This window comes from Streptomyces sp. GQFP (assembly GCF_021545335.1).
Lineage (GTDB): Bacteria > Actinomycetota > Actinomycetes > Streptomycetales > Streptomycetaceae > Streptomyces.
The window spans coordinates 8,168,554-8,184,177 of sequence record NZ_CP089312.1 but is presented as its reverse complement, the minus strand read 5'-3'; the positions used below and the strand labels follow the sequence as shown (position 1 = coordinate 8,184,177).

General features: G+C 69.8%; 12 protein-coding genes and 1 pseudogene. 5 read left to right on the top strand and 8 right to left on the bottom strand.

Annotation, left to right across the window (positions count from 1 at the left end; all coding sequences use genetic code 11):
* Positions 1 to 134 precede the first annotated feature (134 nt).
* Positions 135 to 1,001: a 3-methyl-2-oxobutanoate hydroxymethyltransferase gene (gene panB / locus LUX31_RS36875; protein WP_235479648.1), complete on the top strand. Its 867-nt coding sequence runs from the start codon at positions 135 to 137 to the stop codon at positions 999 to 1,001.
* A gap of 140 nt (positions 1,002 to 1,141) precedes the next feature.
* Entirely contained in the window at positions 1,142 to 4,456 is a 3,315-nt protein-coding gene (locus LUX31_RS36870; protein ID WP_235479647.1) for a BTAD domain-containing putative transcriptional regulator, read from the top strand.
* A gap of 17 nt (positions 4,457 to 4,473) precedes the next feature.
* Here LUX31_RS36870 and LUX31_RS36865 read toward each other — a convergent pair whose 3' ends face one another.
* Both LUX31_RS36865 and LUX31_RS36860 read right to left on the bottom strand, forming a co-directional pair.
* The gene (locus tag LUX31_RS36865) at positions 4,474 to 5,313 is read right to left on the bottom strand and encodes an ABC transporter permease (protein WP_235479646.1); all 840 of its coding nucleotides are present in this window, start codon (positions 5,311 to 5,313) and stop codon (positions 4,474 to 4,476) included.
* A pseudogene (locus LUX31_RS36860) lies at positions 5,310 to 6,331 on the bottom strand (ATP-binding cassette domain-containing protein). The gene LUX31_RS36865 and the pseudogene LUX31_RS36860 overlap by 4 nt, the downstream one beginning before the upstream one ends.
* 166 nt (positions 6,332 to 6,497) lie before the next feature.
* On the opposite strand from LUX31_RS36860, the gene LUX31_RS36855 reads away from it, so the two are divergent.
* Both LUX31_RS36855 and LUX31_RS36850 read left to right on the top strand, forming a co-directional pair.
* Positions 6,498 to 7,901, top strand: a complete 1,404-nt coding sequence (locus LUX31_RS36855) for a recombinase family protein (RefSeq protein ID WP_235479645.1) — start codon at positions 6,498 to 6,500, stop codon at positions 7,899 to 7,901.
* Between the two features lie 143 nt (positions 7,902 to 8,044).
* Positions 8,045 to 8,854: a site-2 protease family protein gene (locus tag LUX31_RS36850; protein ID WP_235479644.1), complete on the top strand. Its 810-nt coding sequence runs from the start codon at positions 8,045 to 8,047 to the stop codon at positions 8,852 to 8,854.
* A 67-nt stretch (positions 8,855 to 8,921) separates the two neighbouring features.
* On the opposite strand, the gene LUX31_RS36845 is transcribed toward LUX31_RS36850, so the two are convergent.
* The 6 genes from LUX31_RS36845 to LUX31_RS36820 all read right to left on the bottom strand — a co-directional run bounded on the left by LUX31_RS36845 (position 8,922) and on the right by LUX31_RS36820 (position 14,835).
* Positions 8,922 to 9,764 (bottom strand): geranyl diphosphate 2-C-methyltransferase, encoded by an 843-nt coding sequence (locus tag LUX31_RS36845; RefSeq protein ID WP_443046091.1) that lies wholly within the window; start codon positions 9,762 to 9,764, stop codon positions 8,922 to 8,924.
* A 57-nt stretch (positions 9,765 to 9,821) separates the two neighbouring features.
* Positions 9,822 to 11,120 carry a family 2 encapsulin nanocompartment cargo protein terpene cyclase gene (locus tag LUX31_RS36840; protein ID WP_235479642.1) on the bottom strand — a complete coding sequence of 433 codons (1,299 nt, stop codon included), beginning with the start codon at positions 11,118 to 11,120 and terminating at the stop codon, positions 9,822 to 9,824.
* Positions 11,121 to 11,189: 69 nt separating this feature from the next.
* Positions 11,190 to 12,605 carry a family 2B encapsulin nanocompartment shell protein gene (locus LUX31_RS36835; protein WP_235479641.1) on the bottom strand — a complete coding sequence of 472 codons (1,416 nt, stop codon included), beginning with the start codon at positions 12,603 to 12,605 and terminating at the stop codon, positions 11,190 to 11,192.
* 140 nt (positions 12,606 to 12,745) lie between these two features.
* Positions 12,746 to 12,991, bottom strand: a complete 246-nt coding sequence (locus LUX31_RS36830; protein ID WP_235479640.1) for a hypothetical protein — start codon at positions 12,989 to 12,991, stop codon at positions 12,746 to 12,748.
* A 4-nt stretch (positions 12,992 to 12,995) separates the two neighbouring features.
* The gene (gene npdG / locus LUX31_RS36825) at positions 12,996 to 13,721 is read right to left on the bottom strand and encodes an NADPH-dependent F420 reductase (RefSeq protein WP_235479639.1); all 726 of its coding nucleotides are present in this window, start codon (positions 13,719 to 13,721) and stop codon (positions 12,996 to 12,998) included.
* A 37-nt stretch (positions 13,722 to 13,758) separates the two neighbouring features.
* Complete coding sequence (locus LUX31_RS36820; RefSeq protein WP_235479638.1) at positions 13,759 to 14,835, bottom strand: sialidase family protein; 1,077 nt, start codon at positions 14,833 to 14,835, stop codon at positions 13,759 to 13,761.
* 155 nt (positions 14,836 to 14,990) lie between these two features.
* Between LUX31_RS36820 and LUX31_RS36815 the strand changes: the two genes are divergently transcribed.
* Positions 14,991 to 15,560: a hypothetical protein gene (locus LUX31_RS36815; RefSeq protein WP_235479637.1), complete on the top strand. Its 570-nt coding sequence runs from the start codon at positions 14,991 to 14,993 to the stop codon at positions 15,558 to 15,560.
* Positions 15,561 to 15,624: the final 64 nt, after the last annotated feature.

Genomic DNA, 15,624 nt, shown 5'->3' with positions numbered 1-15,624 from the left:
GGTGCGAGATGTTCGGCACAGAGGCATGCGCTCGACGGGCGACCACTAGCCGATCCCCGACGCGAGGTGCCACCATGGGTGGTGATCCGGGGACGCCGTCAGGGTGCCTCGAGATGATTGAAGGAGCCGTTGCCATGACGCAGCTTCAGGCTGCCCACCAGACCTCCGCCGGCAGCACGAACGCGCTGTACGGAGGCAAGGGCACACGCCGCATCACGGTCCGCGACATCAGCGCCGCCAAGGAGCGCGGCGAGAAGTGGCCCATGCTCACCGCGTACGACGCGATGACCGCGTCCGTCTTCGACGAGGCCGGGATCCCGGTCATGCTGGTCGGCGACTCGGCGGGCAACTGTCACCTCGGGTACGAGACGACCGTGCCCGTCACGCTGGACGAGATGACCATGCTGTCCGCCGCCGTCGTACGGGGCACGAGCCGGGCCCTGATCGTCGGCGACCTGCCCTTCGGGTCCTACCAGGAGGGGCCGGTGCAGGCGCTGCGCTCGGCGACCCGGCTGGTGAAGGAGGCGGGGGTCGGGGCCGTCAAGCTGGAGGGCGGCGAGCGCTCGCACCGGCAGATCGAGCTGCTGGTCGAGTCCGGGATCCCGGTGATGGCCCACATCGGGCTGACGCCGCAGTCCGTGAACTCCATGGGGTACCGCGTGCAGGGGCGTGGTGAGGAGGCGGCGCAGCAGTTGCTGCGGGATGCGAAGGCCGTGCAGGACGCGGGGGCGTTCGCGGTGGTCCTTGAGCTGGTGCCGGCGGAGTTGGCCGCGGAGGTCACGCGGACTCTGCACATCCCCACGGTCGGTATCGGGGCGGGGGCGGAGACGGACGCGCAGGTGCTGGTGTGGACGGACATGCTCGGGCTGACCGGCGGGCGGATGCCGAAGTTCGTCAAGCAGTACGCGAATCTGCGTGAGGTGATGGGGAATGCGGCGAAGGCGTTCGCGGAGGATGTGACGGGCGGAACGTTCCCGCTGGAGGAGCACTCCGTGCACTGAGCCGATTCGCCGGACAAGCCACTGCGGCACCACAGCAGCCCGCCGACTTCCCCCATCGGCGGGCTGCGCCATTTTTTCCGCCCCCGCCGCGCCTGCCTATCCCATGCTCGCTCTGGGCTACGGCAAGTGAGAATGGACCCGTGCGCTACCACATCCTCGGCACCACCCAGGCACTCCGTTCCGACGGCACCTCCGTCCCGGTCGGCGGGGCGCGGCTGCGTGCCCTGCTGACCGTGTTCGCGCTGCGGCCCGGCCGGACCGTGCCCGCGGGTGTTCTGGTGCAGGAGGTGTGGAACGGGGACGCGCCCGCCGACGCGCCGGGTGCGCTCCAGGCGCTGGTCGGCCGGCTGCGCCGCGCGCTCGGTCCGGACGCGATCGCCTCCGCCGAGGGCGGCTACCGGCTGTGCGCCGGGCCGGACGACGTCGACCTGTACCGGTTCGGGCGGCTGGCGGACGAGGGCAAGCGCGCGCTGGCCGACGGCGACCCCGCCAAGGCCGCCGACGTCCTCGACGACGCCCTCGCCCTCTGGCACGGCCCGGCCCTCGCCGACCTCCCCGACCGCACCGCCGAGGCCGCCCGCTGGGAGACCCGCCGCCTGGACACCCGCCGCGCCCGCCTCACCGCCGCCCTGGCCCTGGGCGCCGCGGAACAGTCCCTCCCCGAACTGACCGCCCTGTGCGACAGCCACCCCCTCGACGAACCCCTCCAGGCCCTCCGCCTGCGCGCCCTGAGAGACGCGGGCCGCCCCGCCCAGGCCCTGGCCGCCTACGAGGACGTACGCAACCTGCTGGCGGACCGCCTCGGCGCCGACCCGGGCCCCGAACTGCGGTCCCTGCACGCGGAGTTGCTCAGAGTGGGCGGCACGCCCAACGGCATACCCAAAGGCGCGCCGCCTTCGCTCCCAGCCCCACCCTCGCCTTCGCCTTCGCCCCCGGGCAACCTCCGCGCCCGCCTCACCTCCTTCGTCGGCCGGGAGGCCGATATCGAGGCCATCCGGGGTGACCTCGCCGCAGCCCGGCTGGTGACCCTGCTCGGGCCCGGTGGGGCGGGCAAGACGCGGCTGTCGCAGGAAGCCGCCGAGGCTGTGCGGGACGGTGGGCGGGACCGGGCCGCGGACGGGGTCTGGCTGGCCGAACTCGCGCCCGTCGTCGACCCGGACGCCGTGCCGGAGGCCGTGCTCACCGCTGTCGGGGCGCGGGAGACCGTCCTGCGCGGGGCCGGTGCCGAGGAGCTGCGCGTCGCCTCCGCGGACCGGCACGACGACCCCCTCCTACGGCTCGTCGAGCACTGTGCGAACCGGCGGATGCTGATCCTCCTCGACAACTGCGAGCACGTCGTCGACGCCGCCGCGCGGCTCGTCGCGGAGCTGCTGGTGCGCTGCCCGGGAGTCACCGTGCTCGCCACCAGCCGTGAACCCCTGGGCGTACCGGGCGAGTTGGTGCGTCCCGTCGAACCGCTGCCCGAGCCGGTCGCGCTACGGCTGCTCGCCGACCGAGGGGCCGCCGCCCGGCCCGGATTCCGCGTCGAGGACGATCCGGAGGCCGCCGCCGAGATCTGCCGTCGGCTCGACGGGCTGCCCCTCGCCATCGAACTGGCCGCCGCCCGCCTGCGGATGCTGTCGCTGCGGCAGATCGCCGACCGCCTCGACGACCGGTTCCGGCTGCTGATCTCCGGCAGCCGTACCGTCCTGCCCCGCCAGCAGACCCTGCGGGCCGTCGTCGACTGGTCCTGGGACCTGCTCGACGAGGACGAACGGGACGTCCTGCGGCGGCTGTCCGTCTTCGCGGGCGGCTGCGACCTCGCCGCCGCCGAGGCCGTGTGCGGTCCCGTCGCCCTCGAAGCGCTCGGCTCGCTCGTCGACAAGTCCCTTGTCGTGGCCGCCCCTTCGGGCGAGAGCGGAGGGATGCGGTATCGGCTCCTGGAGACCGTCGCGGAGTACGCCGGTACGCGCCTCGACGAGTCCGGCGACCGGCCAGAGGCCGAGCGCGCGCACCTCACGTACTACCGCGAACTCGCCCGCACCACCGACTCGTTGCTGCGCGGCTCCGGCCAGCGCGCCGCCCTCGACGTGTTCCAGGAGGAGAGCGAGAACATCCGCGCCGCCCTGCGCCACGCCGTGGTCACCCGCGACGAACAGGAGGCGCTCTGCCTCGTCCTGTCGATCGCCTGGTACTGGCAGATGCGCGACCTGCGGCTCGCCGGCCGCAACTGGTCCCGCGAGGTCATGAACCTCGGCCCCGACCCCTTCGCCCTCCCCATCCGCCCGGCACAGCCCCTCTGGGAGCGCTGCACGGACACCCCGCCGCCCTGGCGCGACGACGTGCTCGAAGAGGCCCGACGCGGCGTCCACCTCATCCATCTCGCCTGTATGGACATGGAGTTGGAGGCCTGGCAGACACCCGAGGCCCAACAGAAACTGGACGCCATGACCCGCGTCTACGAACCCGGCGCCCCCCAGACCTGCCGCTACCCCGGCCTCCTCTGGTTCTACGCCGTCATGCTCACCCGCGACATGGACCGGCTCCGTGTCATCGTCGACGAGTCCGTGCGCACCTGCCGCGACACGGCACCCCGCTTCGAGTGGGAACTCGCCGCCTGTCTCCAGATGCGCGCCAACGTCCTCGCCAACCGCAGCGACTGGGCCGGCGACGCGACCCGCGACGCCGACGAGGCCCTGGAGATCTTCCGCCGCCTCGGCGACGACTGGGGCGCCGCGGAAGCGCTCTCCGCACGCGGCGAGGCCCACGAGAAGAAGGCCGCGTACGACAGCGCCGCCACCGACTTCGCCGACGCGATGGAACTGGCCGAACAACTCGGCGCCCGCGCCCAGAAGACCGTACTCGCCGCCCGCCTCGGCAACGTGTTCCTGGAGGCCGGCCGGACCGACGAGGGCGAACGGCTGCTGCGCCAGGTCATCAAGGAGGCGGAGGGAATGGTCAACGAGGCCCTGCCCGCCGCCCGGCTCTTCCTCACGGCCCTGCTCGGCATCACCGACCGGGTCCCCGAGGCGCGTGAGCAACTCCGGCTGCTGCGCCAGGAGTTCAGAGCCGCCTCGTTCGTCATCTTCGACGCGTTCATCCTCGGCGCGGAGGCCTGGCTGGACGTGGTGGAGGGACGGCACGAGGAGTCCCTCGCCAAGACCAGGGAGGCACTGGCCCGGGCCGACGACGCGCTGTCCCGCAGCATCGCTCCCCAGCTGCAGACCTCCTTCCTGACCACCGGCGCCGTGGCCCTCGCCGGTCTCGACGGAGGCAGCCACGCCCGCGACGCCGCCCGCTGCCTGGGCGCCGCCGACGCCCTGCTGCCGCCCGGCCACATCCCCGGGCACATGGAGCGCGAGGTCCGCACCCGCGCCGTCCGCGCGGTCCGTGACCTGCTCACCGACGAGGAGTACGAGGCGGCGTACGAGGAGGGCGGCCGACTCTCCGCGGAGGAGGCGACCGCCCTCATCTGACGTACGTACCAGCTCTCTCAGCTCTTCGTGCGGAACTTGTGGATCGCGACCGGTGCCATCACCGCCGTGATCGCCACCGACCAGCCGATGGTCACCCACAGGTCGTGCGCCACCGGGCCGCCCACCATCAGTCCGCGCGCCGCGTCCGCGAGCGTGGACAGCGGGTTGTAGTCGGTGAACGCCTGGAGCCAGCCCGGCATCGACTGCGTCGGCGCGAAGATCGACGAACCGAACTGCAGCGGGAACAGCACCAGGAACCCCATCGCCTGCACGGACTGCGCGTTCTTCAGGACCACGCCCAGGGTGAGGAACACCCACATGATCGACGAGGCGAACAGCGTGGACAGGCCCACGGCCGCGAACAGTCCCGGCCAGTGGTTGATGTCGAAGCCGACCAGAACCGCCACGATCATCAGCACGGTGGTCGCGAACAGCATCCGGATCAGCTCGACCGAGATCTTCGCGAACAGCACCGAGCCGCGCCCGATCGGCAGGGACCGGAAGCGGTCCATGACACCGGAGTTGAAGTCCTGGCTGAACCCGGTGCCGACGCCCTGGGACAGCGTCATGCTCATCATCGCGATCATGCCGGGGATCACGTACTGCACATACCCGTCCTGCCCGCCGCCCGTGGCCTGCCCGATCGAGCCGCCGAAGACGAACACGAACAGCAGGGTGAAGACGATCGGCATCAGCAGCGCGTCGAACATGGACTCCGGGTCCTGCCGTATCCACAGCAGGTTGCGGCGGACGAGGGCGCCGGTGTGCCGCAGATGGGCGCGCAGCGGAATACGCCCGTCGGCGTTGATGCGGCTATCCAGGTCCATCTCGTTGACGGTTGCGGTCGCGGCGCTCATACGGCGACCTCCTCTCGGGCGTCGGCGGGCGCGGCGTCGTCGTCCAGCGAGGCAGTGGCACGGTGGCCGGTGAGGGACAGGAACACCTCGTCCAGGCTGGGCAGTTCGGTGCTGATCGAGGAGATGGTGATACCGCGCGCGACGACCGCGCCGGTGACGGCGGTCAGCTGCTCGTCGCTCAGGATCGGCACCAGGACGCTGCCGCTCGCGCTGTCCACGGCGGTGGTGGCGAGGCCGGTGATGCCGAGGTCGTCGAGATCGCGGGCGAGCGGGCGCAGTTGCAGCGGGTCGGCGGGCCGGATCCGCAGGGTACGGCCGCCGACCTTCGCCTTCAGCTCGTCGATGGCACCGCCCGCGACGACCTTCCCCCGGTCGATGACGGCCAGCTCGGAGGCGAGCTGCTCGGCCTCCTCCATGTACTGGGTGGTGAGCAGTACGGTCACCCCGTCGCCGACCATGCGCTTGACCTCGGCCCAGACCTCGTTGCGGGTCCGGGGGTCGAGCCCGGTGGTGGGTTCGTCGAGGAACAGGACGACAGGCCTGCCGATCATGGAGGCGGCGAGATCGAGCCGCCGGAGTAGGTACTCGCGGGCCGCTTGGCGGCATCGGTGAGCGAGAAGCGTTCCAGCAGCTCGTCGGCCCGGGCACGGGCGTCCTTGCGGGACAGATCGAGCAGCCGCCCGATCATGTAGAGGTTCTCCCAGCCCGGGAGCTTCTCGTCCACGGAGGCGTACTGCCCGGTGAGCCCTATCACCCGCCGCAGCTGCCGGGGCTGGCGCAGAACGTCGTATCCGGCGACGGTCGCCTGCCCCGACGTCGGCTGCAGCAGGGTGGACAGGATGCGTACGAGGGTGGTCTTGCCGGCGCCGTTGGGCCCGAGCACTCCGAGCACGGTGCCTTCCCGGACGTCCAGGTCAACACCGTCCAGAGCCTTGGTCTCGCCGTAGTGCTTGACCAGCCCCCGCACGGAAACGGCATGTTCGGCCCCGTCGGCGGGGTGGTTGTCGATTCGCGTCATGGGAGGAAACCTGTCACCCCCCACCGACAAACCACCTACAGGCCACCGACAGCCGCGCCGGGGTTTGGGGACGGACCCGCTGAGGATGCCCCTGGACTATGGGAGCCTCGGGATCAATTTACTTAACTCTCAGACGCTTGGATACAAATGAAATAGCCTCCGATTCATGGGAAGACCTCTGAGGGCACTCGTCACCGCCCGGCTGACCGTCCAGACGGAATCGACGACCAGCCCCGAGCGTCAGATCAAGGAATGCAAGTCCTTCTGCGAACTTCGCGGCTGGGAGGTCGTCGGCGTTGCCATGGATCTTGCCGTCTCCGCCAGCGCAGTACCTCCGTGGAAGCGCCCGGAACTGTCCCGATGGCTCGACGACCGCGCCCCGGACTTCGACGTCATCGTCTTCTGGCGACTCGATCGGTTCGTTCGCAGAGTCGGCGATCTGGACCAGATGATCAAGTGGGCGGAGAGCCATGGGAGCAAGGGGTTGGTGTCCGCCACCGAACCGTTCGACCTGACGAGTCCGACAGGACAGGCGACAGCCACCATGATCGCCACCTTCGCCGAGATGGAAGCCCGCGCCGCTGCCGAGCGGGTCGCCTCGTCGCGTGCGCACCTGCTCACGTCCACCAGGTGGGGCGGCAGTTCACCGCCCTTCGGCTACCGCACCTACGCGAAGGACGGTGCCCGCTACCTGGAGATCAGCACAGAGACCGCGGACGTTGTCCGGGAGGCCGCTCGACGTGTCATCGGCGGCGAGTCGGTCAACTCCATCTGCCGAGACTTCGAGGAACGGGGAGTGCCTTCCCCTGCGGATACCTACCAACGAAACAAGTCTGGCAAGGACTTCGTCTGGTACCCCCGCACGTTGAAGGGCATCCTCACGTCCCCCACCCTGCTGGGCTGGAAGACGCGCAGCGAGGATGTCCCCGGGAAAAAGTACAAGAGGCGTGTCCTGGTTCACGATCAGGAGGGTCGGCCCATCCGCGTGGCTGAGGGTGTGCTGGACCAAGAAGTGTTCGATCTTCTGCAGGACGCCCTCGCCGATTCGGCTTCGCCGATCGGTCGACGTTCGTCAACTCCCAGGACCCCGCTGCTCAATGTGATCAAGTGCGGGGGGTGTGGAAAGAACCTTCAACTCCACACGACCAGGAAGCGACGCAAGGACGGGACGTTCCGGAGCACCGAGAAGATCCGCTGCCTTTCACGCGTCGCCTCCCCCGCATGCCCGGGCTACGTGTTCCTGCCCGACGAGGAAATCGTCACTCCGGTCCTGCGCATGCTGCGCCAAGCTGTAGGAAGCACACCTGTCACGCGCCGCGTGTACGTCCAGCAAACCAGCGCCGACGGCGAGTCAGGCGAATCGTCACACGGTGCGGACAAGGATCACTGGCAGTTCGTGCCACTCGGTAAAACCTTCGCCGAGCGGTGGCAGAGCATGGGAATCAGCGAAATCGGCGAGGATCTGATCCACGCTGGCATCACCGTCAGATGCCACCCGCAGGGAGGCGGCGGCCATGTCCCGGAGATCCCCGACGACTTCCAGAAGCGACTTGCGAAGTACCTGGGATAGTCGGGCCTGCGACGGTCGAGACAGACGATCCCCCCAGACCTGTCCGTTCCGGGAACTCACAGCCTCGCGAGACGTTGTCCCCACGTCCACTGTTACGGTCGCCGTTCCTTCAGCATGGCCGCCACATACCAGGAGACCTGCCCATGACCACCACCTCTCCTACGACAGAGCAGCGAATCAGCCCTGTCTTCCTCGGAATCGCTGCCATCACGGCGGTGGCCGGGTGGGCCGTATGGACGGGCTTCGCGTCGTCCCCAGGGTTTGCCGTCTTCCTCTTTGTCACCGCGGCCTGGGTGGTCTCGCTCTGCCTACACGAGTACGCACACGCCCGCACCGCGTTCCATGGGGGTGACATCACCGTTGGGGCGAAGGGGTACCTGAGCCTCAATCCTCTCGCCTACACACACGCCCTGCTCAGCATCGTCCTGCCGGTGATTTTCGTGATCATGGGCGGGATCGGGCTTCCCGGCGGTGCCGTCTTCATCGAGCGGGGGCGCATCCACGGCCGGTGGAAGCACAGTCTGATCTCGGCCGCAGGACCGCTGACGAACGTCCTCTTCGCGGTGGTGTGCACGGCGCCGTTCTGGCTGGACGCGCTGGACGGAGTGCCGGCGGACTTCCGGTTCGCGCTCGCCTTCCTGGCGCTGCTCCAGGTCACGGCCGCGATCCTGAACTTCCTGCCGGTGCCCGGGCTCGACGGCTACGGGGTCATCGAGCCCTGGCTGTCGTACAAGATCAAGCGCCAGGTGGAGCCGTTCGCGCCGTTCGGGCTGCTGTTCGTGTTCGCGGTGCTGTGGCTCCCCGAGGTGAACAGCGCGTTCTTCGACGTGATCGACTCGGTGCTGCGCGGTCTGGGGATCGACCAGTTCGACACGTACTGCGGTCAGTACTTGTACAACTCTGTGTTCAGCTTCCTCCGGGACAATGGCACGAACATCGGATGTACGCCCTGACCTGCGGAAACGTCGAAGCCCCGGCCACTCCCCTCGGGGTGGACGGGGCTTCGTCCCGAGCGCCTGTTCAGACGCGGTCGGCCGCGATCAGCACGTACTGGAAGGAACCGTCCCGGTAGGACTCGATGAACGCCTCCTCGATCCCGGTGACCAGCGAGGACGTGGCCCGCAGTTCCCAGTACGGCAGGGTGTCGGGAGTCAGGTCGATCACGGTCTGCGGCACGAGCCGGTTGTCGGCCATGGCCCGCAGGTACTCACGACGGGAGTGGATGTTGCACTCGAAGTGGGCGTTGATCTGCGAGACCCACTTCGACGGCTGGCCGTAACGGGGGTTCCAGCAGCCGGTGATGGTCACGTACCGGCCACCCACCTTGAGGAAGCGGGAGTGCTCGGCGAACAGGTCGTGCAGATCGACGTACATGGTCGACTCGTTGTTCCACGAGGCGGCGACGCCACCCTTCTCGAAGGGCGTGTCGAGCATGTTGCACACGCGCGAGCGGACGTGGTCCTGGATCCGCAGCTCCCGTGCCCGCCCGTTGCCGAAGTCGGCCTGCGTGGCGGAGAGCGTGACGCCCTCGACCTTGCAGCCGAAGCGCTGGTGGGCCATGACCATGGATCCGCCGCGACCGCACCCGGCGTCGACGAGGGTGTCGTCGGCCGTGACGGGGCCCAGGTGGTCCAGGAGGACCTCGGCCTGGGCGGACTCCAGCCGGTGCAGCTCGGCGATCAGCCTCTTCTCGTACTCACTGTCCTCCGGGTCGCCGAGCGCGGTGTGGTCGACGGCGCCGATGCCGTAGTGATGGTGGTAGAGCCCGTCCACGTCACCGAGGCGCAGGTTCACCGGCCTCGCCTCGCTGTTCCAGTACCGGGCGATGTCCCCCTGATAGGGGGTCGCCGGGGCCGGGATCATCGCGGAGAGGGCGGGGGTGATATCCGTGGTCACAGAGGCTTCCGTTCGTCCGTTCGATTACCAGAAGTCGGGCAGGGTGTAGCGGTAGGTGTTGGTGCGGTGCCAGTCGTGGTTGCCGTCGACCCAGGCGGCCACGCCCTTGAGGAAGCGCGCCACGGCGGGCAGGGGGCAGGCTGCGGCGAGGTCGGCCGCTGCCGCCTCGAAGGCGTGCATGAGGTCGTTGTGGACCTCGACCGCCTTGAGATACGCGTCGCGCTCGGAGAGCCGTTCGCGTTCCGCGATCACCACGGGCAGGTTCAGGTGCCGGCCGGGACTGGCCAGTTCCTTGGTGTAGGAGTACAGGTCGTTGACGATGGTGGTCGCGTTGCCGGCCAGCGCGATGACCCGCTGTGTCTCCGGCTGTGCGTGCAGGTCCGCCGGGAGCTCGTAGCCTCCGACGGTGTCGGTGATGGTGGGGCAGGGGCGGAAGTTGTTGAACTGGCGCATCGCCAGGTACTCCCACACCTCCGGGACGTGATCGGTCTCGGCCCAGGCCGCCTCGGCGAGATACCCCATGTGCAGCCGGGCCATGTCGTGCCGGAAGCGGTCGGCCTGGGAGGGTGTGGCCGCGCGGACGAAGTGGTCCATCGCGCTGCGATAGGCGCGCCGCGGCGGATCCGAGCCGAGCGACGTCTGCCACTCCGGCGCGTACTCCGGGGTGGTGTGGAGAGGGTCGAGCGCGGTGTGCGCGAGCAGGAGACGGCCGCCGAGACCGACGGGTGAACCGCCGTGGTCCTCGCAGTAGCAGTCGTCGACGGCGTTCTCCGCGACCATCAGCCGGGTGGCGATCATCAGATGATCCACGGTGGGGGCGTCGGGGTGGCAGCCGACCATGTACCGCCCGACGGAGAAGCCGTCGAACTGGCCTTCCCACTCCTCGGGGTAGAGCTGGACCTCGTCCTCGGCCCAGCGTTTGATCCGGCGGCTCACCTCCTCGACGCGCACCGGGTCGGGCTCCGGGACGGAGTGGTGGTACAGGCCGGGAACGGCCTTGCCCTCGGCGGGTGGCGCGGGAGCGGGGAGCACCGGGTCGGGTGTGCGGGCCAGGGACAGGGAGGCCGTCCCCAGACCGGTCGGCCCGCCCAGGACCCGCCGCTGGACGACGGGTACGGGAGGTGGAGGTACGGGAGGTGGAGGTGCGGCCGGTGGACGCGGTGCACTGGCCAGGGACAGCGAGGCCGTTCCCAGTCCGGTCGGCCCGCCCAGGACCGGGGGGACGACGGGTTCGGGAGGCTTGGCGGGCAGGACCGGCGTGGTGGTGGACGGCCCCGGCCGCCGCTCGGGCACGGGTGGTCCGAGGGGCCCGGTGTCGGGCATCTGTTGCTCCTTGCTGTGGTGCTGTGGTGGGACGAGCGGGGGCGTCGACCTGTTCGACGCGGCGCGCCGTCAGTCCCGCGTGCGGGCGATCTGCACGTTCTCCAGCACTCCGAGCGCGTCGGGCAGGAGGACCGCGGCGGAGTAGTACGTGCTGACGAGATAGGAGATGACGGCCTGCTCGTTGATGCCCATGAAGCGCGCGGAGAGGCCCGGCTCGACCTCGTCCGGCAGGTCTGTCTGCCGCAGGCCGATGACTCCCTGGTTCTCCTCGCCCGTGCGCATCGCGATGATGGAGCTGGTCTGTTCCCTGCTGATCGGGATCTTGTTGCAGGGCAGGATCGGGACCCCGCGCCAGGCCGGGACCGACTGCCCGCCGAGGTCGACGTGGTCCGGGTAGAGGCCGTAGGCGTTGAAGCCGCGTCCGATCGCGGCGATCGTCCTCGGGTGGGCGAGGAAGAGCTTGGTGCCGCGGCGGCGGCAGAGCAGGTCGTCCATGTCGTCCGGGGTCGGCGGGCCGGAGTGCGTCTGGATGCGCTGCTTGAAGTCGGCGTTGTGCAGCAGTCCGAACTCGGGGTTGTTGACGAGCTCGTGCTCCTGCCGCTCACGCAACGCCTCGATGGTGAGCCGAAGTTGCTCCTCGGACTGGTTCATCGGCCCGTTGTAGAGGTCGGCGACCCGGGTGTGGATCCTCAGGACGGTCTGGGCGACGGAGAGTTCGTACTCGCGCGGCTTCAGCTCGTAGTCGACGAAGGTGGCCGGCAGGTCGGCCTCGCCGGTATGGCCGGCCGACAGGGCGATCGCGGCCTCGCCGTGTTTGTTCTGCGGCTGCCGTGCGGCGGAGCCGAACTCCTCGATGTGGGCCTGAAGGCCGGGCGCGGCCTCCCGTACGGCGGCGAAATCTGCGCGGGAGAGCGTGAGGAGAGTGCCGGAGGTCTCAGCGGTGACCGTGTAGTCGTGGCGGGCGTCGGAGTCCAGCAGGGCGTTCTCGCCGAAGCGGTCGCCGTCCGCGAGTACCGCGATGGCGATCGCCCCGCCGTACGGGCCCTCGCCGGACTGACTGACGCGGCCGTGGGCGATCAGGTGGATCCGGTCCGCCGGGCTGCCGCGCTCGACGAGGACCTCACCGGCGGCGAAGTCGCGCCGCACACAGCGTTCGGCGAGGGCGGTCAGGACGTCCACGTCGTCGAAGCCCCGCAGCAGGGCCAGTTCACCGAGTTCGCGGGGGATCACCCGGACCGTGGCGCCGTCCTGGACGAACTCGATGCGCCCGTCGCCGACGGTGTGCCTGAGCCGCCGGTTGACCCGGTAGGCGCCGCCCTTGGTCTCGACCCAGGGGAGCATCCGCAGCAACCAGCGGGAGGTGATCTCCTGCATCTGCGGGGCGGACTTGGTGGTGGTGGCGAGGTTGCGGGCGGCGGCGGTGCCGAGGGCCTGCTGCGGCACTGCTGGCTCGGCCTGGACTTCCGGGCTGCTGTCCACGGTCATCGGGGTGCGGTACTCCTTGCCGGACACAGTGAGGATCGCGGCGATCCGTCTACCCGCAGGACGCTATGACCGGCCGACCGGCATCTCCAGGGAAAGCCCGGCAGCTTCCTTCGAAGCGGTGAAACTCCTCTGGCTTCGGTTTATCCGTGGGTCTGCTTGCCGCGCCGGACGTAGTACCAGCACATGTTGGACGACAGCCCGGCCAGCAGCACCCACACGATCCCCAGCAGGTTGCCCTGGACGAAGGACACGACGGCGGCGGCCACGGCGAGCAGGCAGACGGCCAGGGCGTAGAGGGCGAGGCGGGGCATGTGGACTGCTCTCCTGTCGGGGACACCGGTCGGGGGGACACTGCCGGAAACGGAAACCCGTCCAGTGTCCCCCATCCGCTCAGATGTCGGTGACGCGCAGGCCCGCGTGGGCCTTGTAGCGGCGGTTCACCGAGATCAGGTTGGCGACCAGCGACTCGACCTGGTGGGCGTTGCGCAGCCGGCCCGAGAAGACCCCGCGCATGCCGGGGATACGGCCGGCGAGCGCCTGCACGATCTCCACGTCCGCGCGCTCCTCGCCGAGGACCATCACATCGGTGTCGATCTCCTCGATCTCCGGGTCCTGGAGCAGTACGGCCGACAGGTGGTGGAAGGCGGCCGTGACCCGGGAGTCCGGCAGCAGGGCGGCGGCCTGTTCGGCGGCGCTGCCCTCCTCCGGCTTCAGCGCGAACGCGCCCTTCTTGTCGAAGCCGAGCGGGTTCACACAGTCCACGACGAGCTTGCCGGCCAGTTCCTCGCGCAACGATTCGAGGGTCTTGCCGTGTCCGTCCCAGGGCACGGCGACGATCACGATGTCGCTGCGGCGCGCGGTCTCGGCGTTGTCGGCGCCCTCGACCCCGTGGCCGAGTTCGTCGGCGGCGGCCTGGGCACGGTCGGCGGCGCGCGACCCGATGATCACCTTCTGGCCGGCCCTGGCGAGCCGGTAGGCGAGGCCCTTGCCCTGCGGCCCGGTCCCGCCGAGCACGCCGACGACGAGCCCGGAGACGTCGGGAAGGTCCCAGGGGTCCTTGGCGGGGGCCTTCGCAGGGGCCTGGGCAGGGGTCTGTGCACTGTCGGTAGAGGTCATGGGCCGACTTTACGTCCGTGCCAGGGCACCCATGGGATCAGGTGAGCTGGGTCACGGGCACCCGCCGGAAGGGGATCCTCTCGTACGGGCCGAAGTCGCCGGTCTCGAAGAGGAGTCCGACGGTGTCGGCGTCGATCCGGACGAGGTCGGAGTAGGCGGCGGGCAGGCCGTTCACCGTGTGCACGGGGCGCCAGGTGGTGCCGCCGTCTGTGGAGACGCGGATGGTCATCAGGGCACGGGCGGCGGGATCGGCGGGCCCGGAGAAGAGGAGCAGATCGGGGTCGCGGAACTGGAGCACACTGCCCTGGCAGATGGGGGCGGCCAGACCGGCCTGCGGGCGGAACTGCTTGACGAGGGTCCGGCCGCCGTCCGTGGAGTGGGCGTCGGCGCGGTTGCCGGGTGACGGGGAGTCGTTGCGGGTGTTGAAGTAGACGCGGCCGTCGGGGAGTTCGGCGGCGGTGGTCTCGTTGACGTTGATGTACCCGTTGGTGTTCTCGTCCAGGTACCCGATGTACCAGCTCTCGCCGCGGTCGTCGCTGAGCAGACAGTGGCCGCTGTTGTAGCGGGCCTCGTTGCCCAGGTCCTCGCCGGTGGGCGGAATCGTGTGGTTGGCGGCGACGACGACCCGGCCGCCGCTCAGCTGGATGGCGTGGCCGGGGGTGGTGGCGTACCAGCGCCAGTCCGTGTGCTTGACCTGGTCGGTGATCTCCACGGAGGAGGACCAGCTGACGCCGTCGTCGTCGCTGTGGCGGACCCAGATACGGCGGCCGTCGGCGGCCGAGACGTTGCCGAGCAGGATGTCCTTCTCGGTCACCGCGCCCGAGGCCCGGACGTACACGAGGAGGATGCGGCCGGTGTCGAGGACGACGGGGGCGGGGTTGCCCGCGAGATGGACGCCGTTGTTGGCGGCGACCGTGAGCGGGCCCCAGGTGCGGCCGCCGTCCGTGGACCGCTTCAGCACGATGTCGATGTGACCGTGGTCCGACGCGGAGTCGACCCGGCCCTCGCAGAAGGCGAGCACGGTACCGGAGTGGGTGACGACGACGGCCGGGATGCGGTAACTGGCGTAGCCCTCCTGGCCGGACCAGAAGGGGATGCTCGTCTCGACGGTCATGTGCGGCTCCTCGGTGGGGCGGTGAGTCGGTAAGTAGGTGCCTACGTGGTAGATGAGTGCGTGGTGAGGGCAGTGATTCGTGTCCTTACCCAGGTTGGGCGAAAACACTGTGAAGTGAGCGCCCCGAGTTGTCCGTTGCGGCAGGATGCGCGGTCATGGACGCCGTACGGGTCGCGCTGCTCCGCGAAGTGCTCGCGGGAACCGAGTGGTTGGGGGCCACGCGGAGGTTCGCGGGGGCGTTACGGGGATCCGTGGTGTCGTACGGGGGCGGACTGCTGTTGGCGGGCACGCCGGAGTACGAGCCGTGGCACCTGGCGGCCCATCTCGTGGACGAGGCGGCGTGGTCGGGGACACCCGAGCTGGCCCCGACGCTCGTACGGTCGGACGGGCTCGGGCGGATCGAGGCGGCCCGCCGGGGTGAGACGTTGCTGATGGTGGCGCCGGAGGGGGTGGACGGCGGCCTGCTGGAGCGGGTTCTCGACGCTCGGCGGAGCGGCGTGAAGGTGCTGGTGCTGGGGTCGGGTGAGGGGGAACTGGTGTCGCTGGCGCATGAGTCGCTGGCGGTGCCGGAGGGCCTGGAACTGGACCTGGACACGGTGCAGCACCTGGTCAGCGCGGCGGTCGGGGAGAACTCGGTGCCGGTGGTCCGAGGGCGGCGGAGTTTCCGTGACCGGCTGTCGAGGCTGGCGGATGTCCTGACGGCACCGCCGCCGTCCCGCTGGTGAAGACGCCCTTCCCGAAGATCGGGAAAACCCTTCCCGAATAAACCTGTTGCTTCGCCCTCCCCCA